Origin of the sequence: Neobacillus vireti (genome assembly GCF_036962465.1) — a bacterium.
In the GTDB taxonomy this organism is placed as follows: Bacteria; Bacillota; Bacilli; order Bacillales; family Cytobacillaceae; genus Neobacillus; species Neobacillus vireti_B.
Genome location: NZ_JBALNF010000007.1, coordinates 152026 through 170941, shown reverse-complemented (window position 1 = coordinate 170941; position 18916 = coordinate 152026). Strand labels below are relative to the sequence as shown.

The 18916-nt window shown below is 40.9% G+C and carries 17 protein-coding genes, 1 rRNA gene and 1 riboswitch; of the genes, 7 read left to right on the top strand and 11 right to left on the bottom strand.

What is annotated here, in order from left to right; all coding sequences use genetic code 11:
- The 5 genes from V7077_RS03345 to V7077_RS03325 form a co-directional block, all read right to left on the bottom strand.
- Window positions 1-89: ribosomal RNA gene (locus V7077_RS03345) — 16S ribosomal RNA — on the bottom strand; the annotation flags it as partial.
- A gap of 390 nt (window positions 90-479) precedes the next feature.
- A complete protein-coding gene (locus V7077_RS03340; RefSeq protein WP_335498430.1) occupies window positions 480-1874 on the bottom strand; it encodes a sensor histidine kinase in 1395 nt (464 codons plus the stop codon).
- Complete coding sequence (locus V7077_RS03335) at window positions 1864-2538, bottom strand: response regulator transcription factor (RefSeq protein ID WP_335498429.1); 675 nt, start codon at window positions 2536-2538, stop codon at window positions 1864-1866. Before V7077_RS03335 ends, V7077_RS03340 begins: the two co-directional genes overlap by 11 nt.
- A 243-nt stretch (window positions 2539-2781) precedes the next feature.
- Window positions 2782-3336 carry a PepSY-associated TM helix domain-containing protein gene (locus V7077_RS03330; protein WP_335498428.1) on the bottom strand — a complete coding sequence of 185 codons (555 nt, stop codon included), beginning with the start codon at window positions 3334-3336 and terminating at the stop codon, window positions 2782-2784.
- Window positions 3337-3365: 29 nt separating this feature from the next.
- A complete protein-coding gene (locus tag V7077_RS03325; RefSeq protein WP_335498427.1) occupies window positions 3366-4352 on the bottom strand; it encodes an efflux RND transporter periplasmic adaptor subunit in 987 nt (328 codons plus the stop codon).
- 250 nt (window positions 4353-4602) lie between these two features.
- On the opposite strand from V7077_RS03325, the gene V7077_RS03320 reads away from it, so the two are divergent.
- From V7077_RS03320 to V7077_RS03305, 4 genes are all read left to right on the top strand, one after another.
- On the top strand, window positions 4603-5295 hold the full coding sequence (locus V7077_RS03320; RefSeq protein ID WP_335498426.1) for a response regulator transcription factor: 693 nt from the start codon (window positions 4603-4605) through the stop codon (window positions 5293-5295).
- On the top strand, window positions 5292-6296 hold the full coding sequence (locus V7077_RS03315) for a sensor histidine kinase (RefSeq protein ID WP_335498425.1): 1005 nt from the start codon (window positions 5292-5294) through the stop codon (window positions 6294-6296). Before V7077_RS03320 ends, V7077_RS03315 begins: the two co-directional genes overlap by 4 nt.
- A 99-nt stretch (window positions 6297-6395) precedes the next feature.
- Window positions 6396-7157: an ABC transporter ATP-binding protein gene (locus tag V7077_RS03310; RefSeq protein WP_335498424.1), complete on the top strand. Its 762-nt coding sequence runs from the start codon at window positions 6396-6398 to the stop codon at window positions 7155-7157.
- Window positions 7147-9093 (top strand): ABC transporter permease, encoded by a 1947-nt coding sequence (locus tag V7077_RS03305; protein ID WP_335498423.1) that lies wholly within the window; start codon window positions 7147-7149, stop codon window positions 9091-9093. The genes V7077_RS03310 and V7077_RS03305 overlap by 11 nt, the downstream gene beginning before the upstream one ends.
- A gap of 121 nt (window positions 9094-9214) precedes the next feature.
- Here V7077_RS03305 and queF read toward each other — a convergent pair whose 3' ends face one another.
- Together queF and V7077_RS03295 are read right to left on the bottom strand one after the other, a co-directional pair.
- Window positions 9215-9715 carry a preQ(1) synthase gene (queF, locus tag V7077_RS03300; RefSeq protein ID WP_098532388.1) on the bottom strand — a complete coding sequence of 167 codons (501 nt, stop codon included), beginning with the start codon at window positions 9713-9715 and terminating at the stop codon, window positions 9215-9217.
- Between the two features lie 123 nt (window positions 9716-9838).
- Window positions 9839-9885, bottom strand: a riboswitch (PreQ1 riboswitch).
- A 114-nt stretch (window positions 9886-9999) separates the two neighbouring features.
- The gene (locus V7077_RS03295) at window positions 10000-10368 is read right to left on the bottom strand and encodes a winged helix-turn-helix transcriptional regulator (protein ID WP_335498422.1); all 369 of its coding nucleotides are present in this window, start codon (window positions 10366-10368) and stop codon (window positions 10000-10002) included.
- Between the two features lie 208 nt (window positions 10369-10576).
- Between V7077_RS03295 and V7077_RS03290 the strand changes: the two genes are divergently transcribed.
- Both V7077_RS03290 and V7077_RS03285 read left to right on the top strand, forming a co-directional pair.
- Entirely contained in the window at window positions 10577-11791 is a 1215-nt protein-coding gene (locus tag V7077_RS03290; RefSeq protein ID WP_335498421.1) for an MFS transporter, read from the top strand.
- Window positions 11792-11886: 95 nt separating this feature from the next.
- A complete protein-coding gene (locus V7077_RS03285) occupies window positions 11887-12729 on the top strand; it encodes an aldo/keto reductase (RefSeq protein ID WP_335498420.1) in 843 nt (280 codons plus the stop codon).
- Between the two features lie 182 nt (window positions 12730-12911).
- On the opposite strand, the gene V7077_RS03280 is transcribed toward V7077_RS03285, so the two are convergent.
- Together V7077_RS03280 and V7077_RS03275 are read right to left on the bottom strand one after the other, a co-directional pair.
- On the bottom strand, window positions 12912-14273 hold the full coding sequence (locus V7077_RS03280) for an FAD-binding oxidoreductase (protein WP_335498419.1): 1362 nt from the start codon (window positions 14271-14273) through the stop codon (window positions 12912-12914).
- A gap of 111 nt (window positions 14274-14384) precedes the next feature.
- Window positions 14385-16571 carry an alpha-galactosidase gene (locus V7077_RS03275; protein WP_335498418.1) on the bottom strand — a complete coding sequence of 729 codons (2187 nt, stop codon included), beginning with the start codon at window positions 16569-16571 and terminating at the stop codon, window positions 14385-14387.
- A 140-nt stretch (window positions 16572-16711) separates the two neighbouring features.
- Between V7077_RS03275 and V7077_RS03270 the strand changes: the two genes are divergently transcribed.
- Window positions 16712-17326 carry a DedA family protein gene (locus V7077_RS03270; protein ID WP_335498416.1) on the top strand — a complete coding sequence of 205 codons (615 nt, stop codon included), beginning with the start codon at window positions 16712-16714 and terminating at the stop codon, window positions 17324-17326.
- Window positions 17327-17343: 17 nt separating this feature from the next.
- Here V7077_RS03270 and V7077_RS03265 read toward each other — a convergent pair whose 3' ends face one another.
- Window positions 17344-18081, bottom strand: coding sequence for a TPM domain-containing protein (locus V7077_RS03265; RefSeq protein ID WP_335498415.1), 738 nt, complete (start codon window positions 18079-18081; stop codon window positions 17344-17346).
- Window positions 18081-18596 carry a LemA family protein gene (locus tag V7077_RS03260; RefSeq protein ID WP_420489606.1) on the bottom strand — a complete coding sequence of 172 codons (516 nt, stop codon included), beginning with the start codon at window positions 18594-18596 and terminating at the stop codon, window positions 18081-18083. Before V7077_RS03260 ends, V7077_RS03265 begins: the two co-directional genes overlap by 1 nt.
- Between the last annotated feature and the right edge of the window lie 320 nt (window positions 18597-18916).

The following is an 18916-nucleotide window of genomic DNA, read 5'->3' as shown; positions in this document are numbered from 1 at the left end:
AGGAGCAAGCTCCTATTGATTCGCTCGACTTGCATGTATTAGGCACGCCGCCAGCGTTCGTCCTGAGCCAGGATCAAACTCTCCATGAAAGTTGATTTAGCTCATTTTGTTACGTTGGCTTAGTTTCTTAGTAGAAACTAATATTATTGTTTGTTGACGTTTTTGTTTGTTTAGTTTTCAAAGAACAATTAGTGACAGGACATTATCATATCACTTTGTTGATCAGGATGTCAATCATTATTTTAAAATAATTTTTCGTTCCTGCTCAACGAGTATTAATATTATCAGATTCATTTAAGCTTGTCAACATCTGATAATTATTTTTCAATGAGTAGTTTACCGATCACGGCATCCCCTCATCAGGATTACTATATTACTATCCTATCAAAAGGAAGTCAACAACTATTTAACAATTTTTTAGAAGGGCTTTTTTCGAAATCATTTATTACTATTAAATACTATTAAGAAAGCCTGATTACTTAAACGTAATCAGGCAGCTTAACCATAAACGTAGTTCCCTTTCCCATTTGACTTGTTACTTGTATCGTTCCTTTATGTGTTTCGACAATCCATTTTGCAATTGATAGTCCAAGTCCATGGCCTCCTATTTGGCGGGATCGGGATTTATCCGCCCGATAAAAACGTTCAAAAATCTTGTGATAATCCTCTTTCTTTATCCCTATCCCTGTATCTTGAACGATAATTCTTATTTCTCGCCCTTCTTTGAGAAGGCTCAGTTTTACTTCCCCGCCATCTGGAGTATATTTTATACCATTGTCCAAAAGGATATAGATCAACTGCGATATCCTTTGGGGATCTCCTATAACGGTTGTAGCAGCAGAAGCAGATAAAACCAGCTTAATTTGTTTGCGGGAAGCAATCGGATGTAATGACTCGATTGCTTTTTCAGCTAAGGGCACTAGATCAAAAACTTCTTTTTTTAGCTCATTTGTATTCGAATCTGAACGTGCAAGGGTTAAAAGATCGCTGACAAGGTGCGTCATCCGCTTGACTTCTTCCCTCATATTTGCAAGAAGTTTACCTGCCATCTCATCCTTTTGAATATCTACTGTCATTTCCATCGCATCAACAGACGATAGCAAGACACTTAGAGGTGTCCTTAATTCATGAGATGCATCCCCCACAAATTCTCGCTGCCTTTTAAAAGCTGATCTAATCGGAACCATCGCCCGTTTAGACATACGCTGGCTTATATAGATGGCAACTCCAACAAAAACAATCCCTAGCACAACAAGTATGACTAGAACCCAGTGAAATAACCGGTAGGCAAATGAGACATCTTTTCCTATATAAATTTGGCCCATAAATTGACCTTTGTAATAAATTTCATGGCTGGCAATCATCATATGGATATCTTGCGATTCATCAGGAGCATGGAATTGCGCTCGTCCTCTAGTTGGTTTCTGATCCATACGTATCATTTCTTTTTGAATATCCTGTTGATTGGACATATGTTTATTTAAGAGCGAGAGTAATTGCTGCCGTAAGCGGGGATTGGCCTCGCTGCCCACTACTACTTTCCCAGTAGCATCCACTACATAGTAGAAGGATTGGTCAACTCCAGCAAAAGCCAGTTCTTGATTTTGGATTCCTCTAAGGTCACTCTGGCCGTTCCTGCTTAACAAGTTCTCAATGTAACCAGCTTCCTGTGAGACTAAGGTCCGCAGTTCTCGTTCCTGTGTATTGAGAATGACAAAGTAAAGAACCGAATAAACTACTAGAATAAACAAAAAGAGAAAAAGCATAATAAGTCCGCTAAAATTTCGTGTTAACCGGTTTTGTGTATTTCTAAAAACATCTTGATCCCCCCGATTGAAACGAAGGTCGAAGATGGAAAAAAAATTACGTTTCAAATTTATATCCCACCCCTCTTATACTCTGAAGTTTATCTTGTTTATGGATTAAGGATAATTTTTTACGTATTAATTTAACTGTTGCATCAATTGTCTTCATCGTTACATCTGTTTCAAGACCCCAGACGCGCTCATAAATAAGCTCGCGAGGCAGGACTTGTCCTTTATTTTTCATCAGTAAATCTAATAGTTGAAATTCTCGGGGACTAAACTGGATTTCCCTGTCTTCAAACCGAACCGTATGGCTGGCCCGATTAAGAACTAGACCATCTATCTCCGTCTCTTCTTCTACAATTGGTGCATAATTTCGGCGGGAAAGGGCGCGCAGCCTAGCTAATAGTTCATCAAATTCAAAAGGTTTAACAAGATAATCATCGGCACCAGAGTCAAGTCCTTCAATCCGGTCTTGAACGGTATCTTTGGCGGTCAGCATTAAGATGGCGCCTGAATATCCTTGTTTTCTCAAACGTTTGCAAACATCGACACCTTCTCCATTTGGCATCATCCAGTCCATAATGACTACATCATAATGGGCAGAGGTTGCATAGTAAAAGGCGTCATCCCCTTCCTTGACCCACTCCACATTGCAATTACCTTTCTTTTTCAACATATATACCATTAAATCACCTAGGCGATTATCATCTTCTGCTAATAGGACATTCATCAATAACATGCTCCTTTTTTCCGCTTTTGTCTTTATGTATCCTAAGGGAAATAGCTTAAGATTGCCTTAACACCTGGCTCATAGCCTGGTCTTCCTTTTTGAAACCTTTCAACTGAAGCTGTTTTTTATGAATGGATTTTCTTTAATTGTAGTTAGGATTGGTGAAAGTTTAATGAAAACCTCCTCTTTTCGAAAAAAAGAGCACCATCCATTTTTTTGGATAGCGCTCTCTTCAGGACACTCCTATGCAATCTCCCTTTCTATTTTCAGCCTTTTTCTTTTTCTATCTGCCCCAATCACCTTTAAGGAAAGGTAGATTCCTGATCCAGTTAAGAAAATCATTGCGATGGCTGTAAGATCAATTAACCATTTAATATTAGTAGTTCCAATTCTTCCTTCGTGAAGTCCTTTAATTGTACTCATGAATGAACCTGACTGCGTACCTTTTGTACCAAGTCCATTTTGTCCGCCTGGGCCAGGAAACTGGCCATTTGAATTACTCTGCGTGCTTCCGCTGGCTTGATTATTAGTGGTACCATTCGTTTGAGATGTTGTTTCAGGCTGTGATTGAGCTTGGCTGGACGCTTGTGTTTGGCCTGTTGCTTGCGTTGAATTTGTAGTAGTGCCTTGCTGCTGCCCTGGCATCATGCCTGGCTGAAAATTACCTCGTTGTTCTGTTTGTGATGACTGACCAATCAGCCACGGCTCATTCATGAGCAGACCTGTAATAGATTCCATCAAGATAAATATCGAACAGATTAACCCAATCCATAAATGTGCTTTTCTAGTTTTTTTCATAAAATACACTCCAGTTTGTTATCAGTTTATTAGTTGCCAGACTTTCCACTTGTCACGCCTTGTCCACTTCGCTGCATGTTGCCGCTCGGCATTTGGCCCATTCCGCCTTGCATGCCGCCCATACCTTGCATCATTCCGCCTTGTTGGTTCGTTGATGAACTACTTGAAGATAGCTGTGGCAATTCAACCGTTTCACCTACAGTTACCCCTTCAGTGATCTCAACATATTCGTCAGTAGAAATCCCAGTTTTAACTGTTTTTTGTTGACCTGTCGTAGCAGTGGAGCTATCAGTACCTGTACCTGTTGAATCGACAATTACGTATTTTTCATTATTGTTTGTGTAGATAGCATCAGCCGGTACATATAATGCATCTGTCTTACTAGCTGTTAATATGGTAGCCTCTGTACTCATGCCAACTTTTAGGTTGGTTGGTTTTTCAATATGAATGGTTACAGCAAAGGTTGATGAACCATTTGTTGAGGTTCCTTCTTCCGCAACAGCAGTAACTTTCCCTGTGTATGTTGCATCGGGGTAAGCACTAACTGATAATGTTACTGTTTGACCCACTTTAACTTTAGGTATGTCTAATTCATCGACCTGAACGACTGTTTGCAAATCATTGTAATTGGTTAAGTGTGCAACCACCATACCTTTGTTGATTCTGTCTCCTGAGGCAACCGACACCGTAGTAATCGTTCCAGCAGTTGGCGCTGTAATTGGATCGCTATCATCCGTAAAGGTTACTAATGTTTCTCCAGCCGTCACGGTATCTCCCGCAGAAACTAACACCTCGTCGATCTCGTTATTATCAGCTGTTGCTTTTATATCCTCTGTGGTAACTGGTTCAACTGTTCCCGAACCGCTAATTGTCACTTCTAACTTCCCTTTTTGGACAGTAGCTGTTCGAACCTGCGTAGTAGTGCTTGTACTAGCACTGCTTCTGGAGTGAAACCATTGATAGCCGACATACCCAACAACTAGTACACTAATGAGTATCCAAATCCACTTTTTCATTTATCTAGACTCCTTTAATCATGGAACAGTCCGGACCCGCTCCAAACATTTTTTAATTCATGAGCCTATTATCATGTGCCTCCCTTAACTTATCCTTAATAAAACATAAAAAGTAAAAAGTGCCTGACACCAATATATGGTTTGGGATAGTGTTAATGTCGCTAATGGTGTCAGGCACCAACTTATAGCACGAAAAAAGGATATATTATACAATTGTTGTAAGATATGAGAGAGTACGGCGGTGAATTTATTGTTTAAGTTATTATTAATAGAAGATGATCAAGCTCTTTTTAATGAAATAAGTGACCGGCTGGCAGGCTGGTCTTATGCTGTGTACGGCGTTAGTGATTTTAGCCAGGTGATGCAGGAGTTTACGAGCATTAAACCTGACTTAGTTATTATTGATATTCAACTTCCGAAATTTGACGGCTTTCATTGGTGCCGAATGATTCGAACACATTCCAATGTTCCGATATTATTTCTGTCTTCCCGTGATCACCCGACAGACATGGTAATGTCCATGCAGCTTGGTGCGGATGATTTCATCCAAAAGCCATTCCATTTTGATGTGCTGATTGCCAAGATTCAAGCGATCCTCAGGCGCGTCTATAATTACAATCATGAACAAATAACCCTAAAAACCTGGCAGGCAGCAACGATTGATGTGGAAAAAAATACAGTCAGCAGCGAGGCTGGTACCATTGAACTCACAAAGAATGAAATGTTTATATTAAAAAAGCTGATTGAACAAAAGAATAAAATTGTCAGCCGTGAAGAATTAATCAGAAGCTTGTGGGATGATGAGCGGTTTGTTAGCGATAACACCTTAACAGTCAATGTTAACAGGCTGAGGAAAAAGCTGGACGAGCTTAATCTCGGACAATTTATTGAAACTAAGGTTGGTCAGGGGTACATGGCAAGTGAAGAGGCGCAAACAGGATGATTAAAAACTTTTTAAAAGAAAGACGAAGCTGGATTGTTCTATTTATCTGTCTACAGTTTTTAGTCCTTTTTTCAGGCTATATTGATTCCGCCATATCCTTTATGCCTCTTCTCTATATTGTTTTTTTATCCACGCTTATCTTTGTGATCTTTCTGTGCTTTCGCTTCCATAAGGAGACGAAATTTTATACAGCCCTAGCGGAATGGGAAAACGATCTCGATTTAACCAATATAGCTGAGGCGGAAAGTCCGTTTGAGAAAATTATAGAGGACAGTATTGTGAATCAAACAGAACTGCTAAAACAAACCGTTTCAAATAATTGGGTGTCTGTGGAGCAGGAAAAAGATGAGCTACTATCGTGGATTCATGAGGTCAAAACACCCCTGACAGCGATGCATCTAATGATTGACCGTTTAGAAGAAAGTCCAATAAAGGCGCAGATATCCCTTGAATGGCTTCGAATCCATCTGCTGCTAGATTCTCAGCTTCATCAAAAGCGCCTGCCTTTTATGAAGAATGATTTATATATAGAAGAGACTGACTTGAAAAGCTTACTTTTCAAAGAAATTAAAACACTGCAAACCTGGTGTATGCAAAAAAGGATCGGCTTTGAAGTGGAGTTAGAAGCCGCTTCTGTATTAACGGATGCCAAATGGCTGGCCTTTATTATCCGCCAGCTATTAACAAATGCAGTGAAATATAGCGAAGAATCTGATATTGTGCTACGAAGTTTTATAGAGGGTGACCGATCCAAGCTGATGGTTCAGGATTTTGGGCGCGGCATTGACAAAAAAGACCTGCCGCGGATTTTCGATAAAGGCTTTACTTCAACAACCGCTCACCATGACAACGCCTCAACCGGCATGGGTTTATATTTAACCAAGAAAATTTCAGAGTCTCTTTTGATTCATATCGATGTCCTATCAGAACCAGGCGTTGGAACCATATTCACGTTAACCTTTCCACGAAAAAATGAATTCGGAGCGATCTTAGGCATGTGACAAAAATGTCACATGCTTTGTTGTTTTGTTCGGTTATTCGAAGGAGAAGTTAACCAGCTGATTTTATAATTGGATTATCAACTAAAGGAGCGTGTTCGTATGAATATTTTAGCAGCCAATAAAATTCATAAGAGCTATGGTAATAAGCTGAATAAACAAGAGGTTTTAAAAGGGATTGATATTAACGTTGAAAAAGGGGAATTCGTGAGTATCATGGGGGCCTCCGGGTCCGGGAAAACAACACTTCTCAATGTATTGTCCTCAATTGATAAGGTCAGCGGCGGAACAATTACGATTGAAGGCAAAGAAATGACAGCCATGAAGGAAAAGCAGCTCGCTGAGTTTCGCAAGCAGCATCTTGGGTTTATTTTTCAAGATTATAATCTATTAGATACGTTAACCGTTAAAGAAAATATTCTATTACCATTATCGATTACGAAGATTTCCAAAAGAGAAGCCGATGAAAGGTTCCATAGGGTTGCAACAGAGTTAGGGATATCGGAGATTAAAGATAAGTACCCGAATGAGATCTCCGGCGGACAAAAACAGCGAACGTCGGCGGCCCGTGCATTCATCCACGAACCAAGTATTATTTTTGCGGATGAGCCAACAGGAGCGCTCGACTCGAAATCTGCATCTGACCTGTTAAACAAACTTAGTGAATTAAACCAAAAACGGACGGCCACGATTGTGATGGTGACGCATGATCCCGTAGCGGCCAGCTTCAGCAGCAGAGTTATTTTTATAAAAGACGGGCAGATTTATACTCAGTTAAATAAAGGAGAGCAATCCCGGCAGGCATTTTTTAAGGATATTATCAAAACTCAAGGAGTACTAGGCGGTGTACCATATGAGCGTTAATCAGCTTATTATTCGAAACTTGAAAAAAAATCTAAAAAACTACTATCTCTATGTGTTTGCACTCATCTTTAGTGTTGCCCTTTATTTTTCGTTTGTCACACTACAATATGACCAGGCAATGAATGAAGCAAAGGATTCCATTAAAGGGGCGGCAGCCATCCGGACAGCCAGTATTCTCTTGGTAGTCATTGTCTCGATCTTTTTACTGTATGCCAATAACATTTTTATTAAGAGGCGAAGCAAAGAAATTGGATTATTTCAATTGATTGGTATGACAAAAGCTCGAATTTTCAACCTCCTAAGCGCCGAGAACTTTATTCTCTATTTTGGTTCAATGGTGGCAGGGATCTTTATCGGTTTTTCCATCTCTCGGTTAATTATTATGGTACTATTTAAAATCACCAAGGTGGATGCAATTGCCCGCTTACATTTCTCTTCCCAAGCTTTGGTCCAGTCTATCATTGTATTTAGTGTCATCTATCTCCTAATAATGCTGATGAATTATCTTTTTATAAAGCAGCAAAGCATTCTAACTCTCTTTCGGGTTGTTTCATCGACGGAAGAGAAAGTGAAAAAAATGTCTATCTGGGAAATTCTCATGGGGATTTTCGGATTGCTTGCGATTATTTCCGGCTACTATATTTCATCGAAGTTATTTACTGGCGATTATACCACAATGACTGAATTGTTTTTGGCAATGATTTATATTTTGGGTAGCGTCATTATCGGTACCTACTTGTTTTACAAAGGATCGGTTAGTTTTATTTTTAATATCGTTCGGAAAAAGAAAGATGGTTATTTAACCCTCAATCAAGTATTATCCTTGTCGTCGATTATGTTTCGGATGAAATCAAACGCCCTGTTACTAACGGTTATTACAACAGTATCCGCTCTTGCGATTGGGCTATTGTCGTTGAGTTATATCTCCTATTATTCTGCCGAAAAAGTGGCTGAAAACGAGACAGCGGGCGATTTTGCCATTGCCAATGCAGAAGATGCTGCAAGATTTAAAGAGGTGTTATCCGCGAAGAATATTAATTTTGATGAAAAGAGGATTGAAGTACTCCAGGTGTCCGCTAATTTAAAGAATATTTCAAATACTAACCTTGAAGGCATGATGGTGGACCCTAGCGAGATGACCCTTCCGATGATTAGTGAACGGGCTTTGAAAAATATCAATGTGGCTGCAAATGAGACCATTTTTACCGGTTATAATGATTTGCTCCAGAAGTTTATGGGTTTAAAAGATAGCGGCCGGATCGAATTAAAGGGGCAAACGGAAACGATTCCGCTCCGCTACTTAGGATTAAAGAAGGATTTTGTGATTAGCGGATATTTTACAAACGGCGGTCAGCCGGTTGCGATTGTGGACGACTCTGTATTTGAACGATTGAAAAAGGATTTAAATCCTTCTATTCAAAAGAAGACTTCTCTCTTTGTTGGGTTTACGTTGAAGGATGAGAGTCAGCTCAAAAAGGCCAACCTGGTTTATCAAGACTTGTCCTTTGATGAGAATGACCTGTACTCGTCTCGTTTGGGGATTAGTAATACTCAGAAAAAAAATATGGGATTGATTATGTTTATAGTTGGCTTTTTGGGATTAACGTTTCTGATTACATCAGGCTGTATTCTGTATTTTAAACAGATGGGTGAGAGTGAAGAGGAAAAGCCGAATTATACGATCCTGCGAAAGCTTGGTTTCACAGAAGGAGATTTATTGAAGGGAATTCAAGCTAAGCAGCTGTTTAACTTTGGAATTCCGTTAGTGGTTGGACTGCTGCATAGTTATTTTGCCGTCCAATCGGGCTGGTTTCTTTTCGGAACAGAAGTTTGGACCCCGATGATTCTAGTTATGGTCCTCTATACTGGCCTCTACTCCATTTTTGGTATCCTATCCGCACTCTATTACAAAAAAGTCATCAAATCCGCATTATAAAACGAAGTACGGAAATATAAAATAAAGCAGCCGTGTTCCACGGCTGCTTTATTTGGTGCCTGTCACCATTTACAACAATTACAACGTCAAATGTCACTTATTGGTGCCTGTCACCATTTCTTTATCGATTATCTACTTTTTCTGGATAGAGGTCATGGTTCATCAAGCGGTAGTTGGCCATTTCCTCGTATTTGGTGCCAGGTTTTCCATAGTTGCACCATGGGTCAATGGAAATCCCGCCACGCGGTGTAAATTTACCCCAAACTTCAATATAACGCGGGTCGAGCAGTTTAATCAGGTCGTTCATGATGATATTTACACAGTCCTCATGAAAATCTCCATGGTTCCTAAAACTGAAAAGGTATAACTTCAAAGACTTACTTTCAACAATCTTTTTATCCGGAACATATGAAATATACATCGTTGCGAAATCAGGCTGACGTGTCAGCGGACATAAACTAGTAAACTCCGGGCAATTAAATTTGACGAAATAATCACGTTCTGGATGGAGATTGTCCACTGCCTCCAAAACTTCTGGTGCATATTCAAATGAATAGGTAGTTCCTTGATTACCTAATAGTGTTAAATCTTTTAATCCTTCTTCGTGGCTGCGGCCAGACATAAAAAAACCCCCTATAAAAATGTGTCCCCACGCTTTATAAGAGAGTTTCAGCTGAATGATCCATTAAACTAATGGGATAAAAAACAAAAAGCCGCGTCCGATATGGACATGGCTGGAAGTCATGTATCCATAGTTTTTTATAGAGGGTATCAGCTATGAACCTCTCCCGTTCAAGTACGGGTATTCTCATCTCTATATAATAGAGAATGGGCTGAAAAACGTCAAACAGAAAATTTAGGTAAACTTTTTTATCCAAAAAATTCCCCTTCGAAGATGCCTTTGCCTTACTTTAATTTATCATTTAACACATTCTCTTCTAATACTGACAGATCACCATGCACTCTGGTGATATGGTTTGCGCCCCAGGCACATAGAGAATCCAGGATTCCTTCCAAGCTCTGGCCATATTCACTAAGCTCATATTCCACCTTGGGCGGTACTTGATTATATACAATCCGGTTAATAACACCGTCTTCCTCTAATTCTCGTAACTGCTGCGTTAACATCTTTTGGGTAATTTCCGGCATCAGGCGTTTTAATTCACTTGTCCGTTTCTTTCCATGTGTTAAGTGGCAAAGAATGACACATTTCCATTTTCCCCCGATGACCTCTAGGGTCGCCTCAACTGATATATTGTACTTCTGTTTCTTCACCCTTTAGTCCTCCATTTCCATAGGCACCAATAAGTACCTACCGCACTTTTTTGTATCTATATCACTTTAAAGTGCGTACTTTTCCTTTATGTTGCTATATCCCATAATAACATTTGCCGGTTGAAATATCACATTTTGATTCTTTTTTATAGGTTTGCTTTTAGCCAATCATTCATGCAATAAAACCACTTTAGGAGGAGAGATAAAAATGATGTTAGATAAAAAAAGAAGTACATTCGCTTTATTGGCATTAGCTGTAAGTGCCTTTGCCATCGGAACAACAGAGTTTATCAGTGTAGGGCTTCTGCCGCTTATAGCAAAAGATTTACAAATATCAGTTACAACTGCCGGCTTAACTGTTTCTTTATATGCCTTAGGAGTAATGTTTGGGGCTCCTATCCTTACATCGCTTACTTCAAGGATGTCTCGTAAATCCTTGTTACTTTGGATCATGATTGTTTTTATTATCGGCAATGGGCTGGCAGCAAGCGCAACAAACATTGGGATTTTATTGGCGGCCCGAGTGATATCGGCCTTTTCACATGGTGTCTTTATGTCGATCGGTTCTACCATCGCTGCAGATTTGGTCCCGGAGAATCGAAGAGCCAGTGCAATATCAATTATGTTTTCAGGGCTTACGGTGGCAACCGTTACTGGTGTCCCGTTTGGAACTTTTATTGGCCAGCAATTCGGCTGGAGGATGGCGTTCGTTATTATCGTCGCAGTCGGCGTAATTGCCTTCTTTGCCAACAGCATCCTTGTTCCGTCTGATTTACGAAAAGCGGTCCAAACAACGTTCCGTGACCAATTCAGAGTGATAACCAACGGCCGGCTATTGCTGCTATTTATTATTACTGCATTAGGGTATGGCGGAACTTTTGTAGTCTTTACGTACCTATCGCCTATTTTGCAGGATATAACAGGCTTTAAGGAAAGCACTGTTGCTGTGATTTTGCTTGTTTATGGTGTCGCGATTGCCATCGGAAATATGGTTGGCGGCAAGCTGTCTAACCAAAATCCCATTAAGGCGTTGTTTTATATGTTTATCGTCCAGGCCGTTGTCTTATTTATTTTGCTATTTACAGCACCTTTTAAGATTGCAGGATTAATTACGATTTTTTTCATGGGCTTATTGGCTTTTATGAATGTGCCTGGATTACAAGTGTATGTCGTGATGTTAGCAGAGCGGTTTGTACCGACTGCAGTTGATGTTGCATCGGCGATTAATATTGCTGCCTTTAATGCTGGAATTGCCATGGGGTCCTTCTTTGGCGGTGTCATTACCGACTCAATTGGATTAATTCACACCTCTTGGATTGGAGCATTAATGGTCTTAGGAGCGGTCCTTCTTACAAGCTGGAGCCGCAGTCTTGAAAAGAAAGACCTTGAGGGATCGGGTAATAGGGCTTTAGAAGTAATTTAGTGAAGCCAGTAGTTTTTAAATCTATTTTGAAAATAGGATCGGGCTGGAACTGCGCCCCTTCCTCATATAAAAAATTTATTTGGAGGATGAATAGGATGATTAATAACTTACAAGATACCGCTATACTTAACAACGGAGTAAAAATGCCTTGGTTTGGGCTTGGAGTATTTAAAGTAGAAGAAGGACCTGAACTTGTTCATGCAGTTAAATATGCAATTAAAAATGGATACCGCAGTATTGATACGGCTTCTATTTATGAAAACGAAGAAGGAGTTGGGCAGGCAATCCGTGAAGGAATTAAAGAGGCAGGTATTTTAAGAGATGAACTTTTTGTCACATCGAAGGTTTGGAATAGTGACTTAGGATATGATTCAACTCTAGCTGCCTATGAAACAAGTTTAAAGAAATTGGGATTAGACTATTTGGATTTATATTTAATTCACTGGCCAGTTGCCGGAAAATATAAAGATGCATGGAGAGCCTTGGAAACTCTTTATAAAGAAGGCCGAGTAAAGGCAATTGGCGTAAGTAACTTCCATGTTCACCACCTTGAAGATTTAATGAAAGATGCTGAGATTAAGCCAATGATCAATCAGGTGGAATACCATCCACGGTTAACCCAAAAAGAAGTGCAAGCTTTTTGCCAGAAACACGGGATTCAATTAGAGGCCTGGTCACCTTTAATGCAAGGGCAGTTACTAGACCAGCCCGTGATTCAGACAATTGCTGATAAATATAACAAGTCCGTTGCCCAAGTGATCTTGCGATGGGATCTCCAAAACGAAGTTGTCACGATTCCCAAATCAACCAAAGCACATCGAATTGCCGAAAACTCGTCCATATTTGACTTCGAACTAACAAAAGTAGAAATGGAACAAATTGATGGTTTGAACCAAAACCTTCGCGTTGGTCCAGACCCAGACAACTTCGATTTCTAAACAATCCAAAAGGGTTGGTAATGGTGCCTCTTCACCATTACCAACTCTTTCATTGCGTTAACCTACTTAATGGTGCCTGTCACCGATTGTACCTTTACCACAATATTTAACCACTTATTGGTGCCTGTCACCGTTTGCATCCCTTCCACCATGTTTAACTATTTTTCGGTGCCTGTCACCCTTTAGAATATTTTCCCTGGGTTTAGGATGTTTTTGGGGTCGAGGTTGGTTTTGATTGTTTTCATGATGGGGATTAGGTCTCCGTGTTCTTCCTGTAGGAACACTTTTTTACCAAGCCCGATGCCATGTTCTCCGGTACAGGTTCCCCCTTTGGATAAAGCATAGGAAACAATCTGATGATGAACTCCTTCGACTACTTCCAGTTCTTTTTCGCTGTTCGGATCAATCGGCAAGCAGGCATGGTAGTTGCCATCACCGACATGTCCTAAAACAGCCCCCTCTAAGCCAAATTTCTCAATGACGCCCCTCGTCTGCTTTAGAGCCCCAGCGAGTTCCGATAACGGAACGCAGACATCAGTAAACATTAAGACTTTGCCAGGATTTGCGGCCTGTATTGCAAAGGCCGCATGGTGCCTTGCCTCCCATAACCGGGCCCTTCTTAACGAGTCATTTTCAAATTCAAAGGAACCACATTGCTCATCCTTTAAAATCTCTTGCATGACTTCTACGCTATAGGTAACTTCCGGTTCATTGCCGCTAAACTCTAAGAAAAGGGTTGGTTCTTCCCTGAAATCGGTACTCTTAAAATGATTAACTGCTCGAATGGTTTTTTCGTCAACCAGCTCGATTCTCCCAATCGCAAGACCTGCCTTTAAGAGAATGGCAGCCGCATTTCCGGCAGCTTCAATCGAAGGAAACGTGGCTTTCACAGCGGATATGGCCTCTGGAATTCCCCGAAGCTTCAGAGTTAACTCTGTAAAAATACCCAGTGTCCCTTCTGACCCGACAAACAAGCCTGTTAAATTGTAGCCTGCTGATGATTTAAAAGAATGTCCACCTGTTCGAATGATGGATCCATCAGCTAAAACCACTTCTAACCCAAGGACTTGATCACGCATCACCCCGTATTTTACGCTGTTGGTGCCACTAGCATTCGTAGCAGCCATCCCGCCAATCGATGCATCTGCCCCTGGATCTGTCGGAAAAAACAGTCCATGTTTTTTCAAGGCTTGATTGAGCTGATTTTTAGTCACCCCTGGCTGGACAGTGACCTGAAAGTCATCTGGCCGGATCGATACGATTTGATTCATGAGACTGAAATTAAGACTGATGCCCCCATGAACCGGAATAATTTGCCCTTCCAAGCTTGTCCCCGCCCCGTAAGGGACAAGGGGAATAGCATGTTCACCTGCGAATTGAACAATCCGGCTTACTTCCTCTTTTGACTTAGGAAACACGACGGCATCCGGGCTGAATGGCGGATGGTATGCCTCCCCTTTACTATGCTGTTCTAAAAGGGTTTCATTAATTGAAACCCTCTCACTATCCCCGATAATCGCTAACAATTCATCATATAGATTCATTCTGGTCTCCCCCATCACATTAACTCTAGTAATCTATCTTAATCACCATTTTAATCCTCGGGAAAATTAATTTATAGGTAATATTTAAAATTTTCACTCACTTATATGAAATCAGCAGCTATTCAAACAATAAATTTCAGAGAAAAAGTCTTCCTTAATCAACGGCAGGGTTAGCCCAATCTTCAGCAGCTCATCCCCATAAAAAAACCTATTCTCGTTATTTATTTTGTATTTAAGTTGTGGATTCAGCCCCCGTAATCTCAATCGTAAAAAAGGTGGATTTGGCATTGCCAACGTTTTATAATAAAATACCACTGCTTGCTTTTGATCGTTCCCTACATACATCCAAGCAGTATCCATCCCCTCAAAGGGGCTCCACAGCCGATACAAATCACCAAAAAGGACAACATTTTTTATTTGATGATACAGTGCGATTTCCTTCCTGACTAACTGTCGATCTTCTTTACTTAGGTTATCAACATTTAATTCAAACCCAAGATTGGCGGCCATCGCGACATGACATCTCATCTGCAATGGTGTCACCCTGCCGACCTGATGATTCGGGACATCTGAAACATGGGCCCCCATGGTGAGGGCTGGATAAACCAGACTTGTTCCATATTGTATTTTTAATCTTTCAACGGCATCCGTATCATCACTCGTCCAGGTCTGCGGCATGTAATAAAGCATCCCTAAGTCAAAACGGCCGCCCCCTCCCGAACAGCTCTCAAACAAAATCTCTGGAAATCGTGCCGTCAATACCTCTACTATCCGATATAGCCCGAGCATATAGCGATGAGCCGTCTCCTTCTGTCTTTCCGGGGGCAGTGCAGCTGACCCCACTTCTGTCATATTTCGGTTCATATCCCATTTCACATAGGAAATCGGAGCACTTTGAAAAAGAGTCGTGAGCGTATCAATCAGCCATTCACATACATCATTTCGGCTTAAATCTAGAACAAGCTGGTTTCTTGAAAGGGTTCGATTCCTTCCCGGTACATGAAGACACCAGTCCGGATGCCTGCGGTACAAATCACTGTCCGGTGAAACCATTTCCGGCTCAACCCACAAACCGAATTGCATCCCCTTACCATTGAGATAACGTGCTAATCCGTTTAATCCGTTGGGCAGTTTTTGCCGATTAACCTCCCAATCTCCGAGCGAACTCTTGGCATTATTACGTTGGCCAAACCAGCCATCGTCCAAAACAAACAGCTCAATGCCCAGTTCCTTTGCAGCATCAGCAAGCTCCTTTAACTTTTTTTCAGTGAAATGAAAGTAGGTAGCCTCCCAATTATTAATAAGAATAGGCCGTGTCCTGTCCCGAAAAACACCACGGCAAATCCTGCTCCGAATCATTTTATGAAAGGTCCTTGACATTCCGCCCAATCCTTCTGAGGAATAGACCATCAGAGCCTCCGGTGTTTGAAAAATATCACCCGGCTTTAACAGCCATGAAAAATTAAATGGATTAATTCCCATATTGATCCGGGTTATCTCAAAAGGGTCTACCTCAATGGCCGCCCTGAAATTTCCGCTGTAAACCAGACTAAACCCGTAAACATTCCCATACTCCTCGGTTGCATCCTTTGATAGTAAAGCTAAAAAGGGATTATGCTGATGACTGCTCGCACCCCTTGTGGAAGAAATCGATTGAACACCGTGGGTCAGCGGCCGGCGTTCTATCTGCCGTTCTCTTGCCCATGTTCCCTGAAGATGAAGCCAGTCCCAATTGGAGTCATGGAAATCAACAGACAGGCTCATGCTTTTTTCTATTTTCACCTCATGGCTGCCTAAGTTTTCAAACGAGACCGACCTCGTTATCACCTCAAAATCACGGTAAATCGTATAACTCAAATTCAGCCCAACACCAAGCATGGAATCTACCAATGTTATCACCAGTGTATCCGCCTCATCATCATTTTCCACATAGGCGCCCGGCAACCCATTCAAGCGAGACTTTCCTTTAAAAATTTCATATGAATCATATACAAATTCAGTAACCGTTGACCCGTCAGGAGCTTGAAGCTGGTAGGCCGGCATTCGGAAGTCACCATTTCCGAAGGCAGGATATTCCTGAGGCAGGGTATCAAGGGAAAAACGTGGGTCATCCGGTTCTGTCATCGGCGAAAAAGTTCTTCCTTTAAATGGAAGGATTGCTGAGGGCTGAAGCATTTGAACCAGACTCCCCCAATATACATGCGCTAAATATTTTCCATGGACAAGTTGAATCATGTAACTGATTCTGCCATTATACAAATGAAATAGCTGCTCATCTTCATTCCATTCAATCGGCATCAGACCCACTCCTAAAAGGACATTTATTTCACTATATTCACGGGTAGAGTGGAAAATGGTGTCAATGAATACATAAAAGTGAAATTTTTTGCAAATAATAGATATAGATAAATTTTAGAATCGATATAGGAAGTGTAGCGATGGATTACTTAAATCATCTAATTGAACACTTTGGCTATTTGGGGATTATATTTGCGTTGATTGGTGGAATTATTGGTCTGCCCATTCCCGATGAGGTTCTTCTTACTTATGTTGGCTATAATATTTTCGAGGGTAAATTAGCGTATCTTCCTTCACTCCTCTGTGCCTATTTTGGGGCGAGCACCGGCATTACGCTTAGCTTTATATTAGGGATTGTGTTAGGAGCACCATTTTTACATAAGTTTGGTCCAAAGCTCCATATCAGTGAGGCAAAAATTGAGCGGACGAAGAGATTATTCAATAAATTTGGCCCAATCCTTCTTGTGATAGGTTTTTTCATTCCAGGAGTTCGGCATATTACTGCCTATCTCGCAGGAATTAACCATTTCTCTTATAAAAAGTTTGCCTTGTATGCTTATCTAGGTGCACTGCTATGGTGCTTTGCCTTTATTTCTCTAGGCAGAATACTTGGTGAAAATTGGGTATATGTAGGAACCTATTTTTCTAGATATAGTATCTATATAATTGTTCTTTTCCTAGTTGGAATCCTCCTGTCCTATTCCTATCTGAAGAAAAGAAAAGTAATGAAGTTAGAAAAAGATGCCCTCAACTAGAGAGCATCTTTTTTTTATCACCAGCCTCGGCTTGCTCCCCCGCCGCCAGAGGAACCGCCACCGCCGCCTCGGGGTCCGCCGCCGCCTCTTCCGCCTCCACGGGATAAAATGGAGAGGAGTAAATAGGTAAGGGTGCCTCCGAAAAATTTAAAGTCAAGGAACACGACGACCAGAACAATGATGACGATCAGCCAGGATGGGATTCCAACCCCTTCATCCTTTGGTACCGTTTTTTGTTCTGTACTGCCGTTATATTCCGCAAGAACCTCTTTGGCGAGTGCTCGATAAGTTTCCGTTACGGCCTGGTTCGGCTGGTTATTTTTTAAAAAAGGAATCGCATATTGATCTATGATTCGGCCCGCTTTCGCATCGGGAATTCTTCCTTCAAGGCCGTAGCCGACCTCGATCCGAATTTTGTGTTCCTTCATTGATAAAACAAGCAGAACCCCATTGTCCTCTTTTTCACTGCCGATTCCATATTGACGAAATGCCTCATTCGCATATTCTTCAATGGTTTTATCGCCAATGGTTTCAACAGTCAACACAGCGACCTGTGCGGTTGTCTGATCTTCGATGTTTCTGCCTATGTTGATTAATTCTGCTTTTTCTGTTTCATTTAGGACATGAGCAAAATCTTGTACATAAATATCTCCGACGGGAGCAGGTATTTGGACATCCTCAGCAAGTGCACGGGCTGTACACAGAAATAACGTGGTAAAAACCAATAAGAAGCTGAAGATCCGTTTTGCTTTCATTACCCATTTCCTCCAAAATCAACTTTTGGGGCTTCTTGGGCTTGAGGGGCTGCTTTAAAATATTCTTTTTGATCAAACCCGCCGATTCCTGCAATTATTGAACCTGGGAATCTTTTTACCTTTTTGTTAAATTCAGCAACTTGCTCATTATAATCCTTACGCGCGACTGCTATTCTGTTTTCAGTTCCCGCCAGTTCATCCATTAGCTGGGTAAATTGCTGGTCCGCTTTAAGGTTTGGATAATTTTCTACGACAACAAGCAAGCGGCTTAATGCACCGGATAATTGATCGTTAGCGGTTGCTTCTTCCTCGGGGGTTTTTGCTCCAGCAAGCTTTGCACGTGCATCTGAAATCGAGGCAATGACTTCTTTTTCATGTGCGGCATAGCCTTTTACGGTATTGACTAAGTTCGGTATTAAATCGAGCCTTCTCTGGAGTTGATTGTCGATTTGAGCATGTGACTGATTTACGTCTTCTTCTAGATTGACAAAGCTGTTATAGCTGGACATTAACATGAGGCCAAAGATAACAATGACAGCGACCACAATTCCTAATCCTAACCAACCTTTTTTCAATCTAATCACGTCCTTTCTCACTTATAGTATATATCACTTAGTAAATAAGTTCCCTTTTTAGCCATTTAAAAACTTACCTATAAATCCCATTTAACTAACCGTTTGATTAGTTTTTTATTTTGGCTAAATAATGTTGATTTATCAACGTTATCCAAGATTTAATTAAACGTTTGATTAGTTTTGCTTCTAAATTAATTAAACGTTTGATTAATTTTTTTCATTCGCCAACCCGTTGAATTAAGGATTTGTTAAGTTCTTTA

Bases quoted from the DNA above. Each gene is read 5' to 3' on its own strand.
- V7077_RS03305 (WP_335498423.1), top strand. From the start codon at position 7,147: ATGAGCGTTAATCAGCTTATTATTCGAAACTTGAAAAAAAATCTAAAA.
- V7077_RS03325 (WP_335498427.1), bottom strand. From the start codon at position 4,352: ATGAAAAAGTGGATTTGGATACTCATTAGTGTACTAGTTGTTGGGTAT.
- V7077_RS03260 (WP_420489606.1), bottom strand. From the start codon at position 18,596: ATGTTAATGTCCAGCTATAACAGCTTTGTCAATCTAGAAGAAGACGTA.
- V7077_RS03270 (WP_335498416.1), top strand. From the start codon at position 16,712: ATGGATTACTTAAATCATCTAATTGAACACTTTGGCTATTTGGGGATT.
- V7077_RS03285 (WP_335498420.1), top strand. From the start codon at position 11,887: ATGATTAATAACTTACAAGATACCGCTATACTTAACAACGGAGTAAAA.
- queF (WP_098532388.1), bottom strand. From the start codon at position 9,715: ATGTCTGGCCGCAGCCACGAAGAAGGATTAAAAGATTTAACACTATTA.
- V7077_RS03275 (WP_335498418.1), bottom strand. From the start codon at position 16,571: ATGCCGATTGAATGGAATGAAGATGAGCAGCTATTTCATTTGTATAAT.
- V7077_RS03280 (WP_335498419.1), bottom strand. From the start codon at position 14,273: ATGAATCTATATGATGAATTGTTAGCGATTATCGGGGATAGTGAGAGG.
- V7077_RS03265 (WP_335498415.1), bottom strand. From the start codon at position 18,081: ATGAAAGCAAAACGGATCTTCAGCTTCTTATTGGTTTTTACCACGTTA.
- V7077_RS03310 (WP_335498424.1), top strand. From the start codon at position 6,396: ATGAATATTTTAGCAGCCAATAAAATTCATAAGAGCTATGGTAATAAG.
- V7077_RS03335 (WP_335498429.1), bottom strand. From the start codon at position 2,538: ATGAATGTCCTATTAGCAGAAGATGATAATCGCCTAGGTGATTTAATG.
- V7077_RS03290 (WP_335498421.1), top strand. From the start codon at position 10,577: ATGATGTTAGATAAAAAAAGAAGTACATTCGCTTTATTGGCATTAGCT.
- V7077_RS03315 (WP_335498425.1), top strand. From the start codon at position 5,292: ATGATTAAAAACTTTTTAAAAGAAAGACGAAGCTGGATTGTTCTATTT.
- V7077_RS03330 (WP_335498428.1), bottom strand. From the start codon at position 3,336: ATGAAAAAAACTAGAAAAGCACATTTATGGATTGGGTTAATCTGTTCG.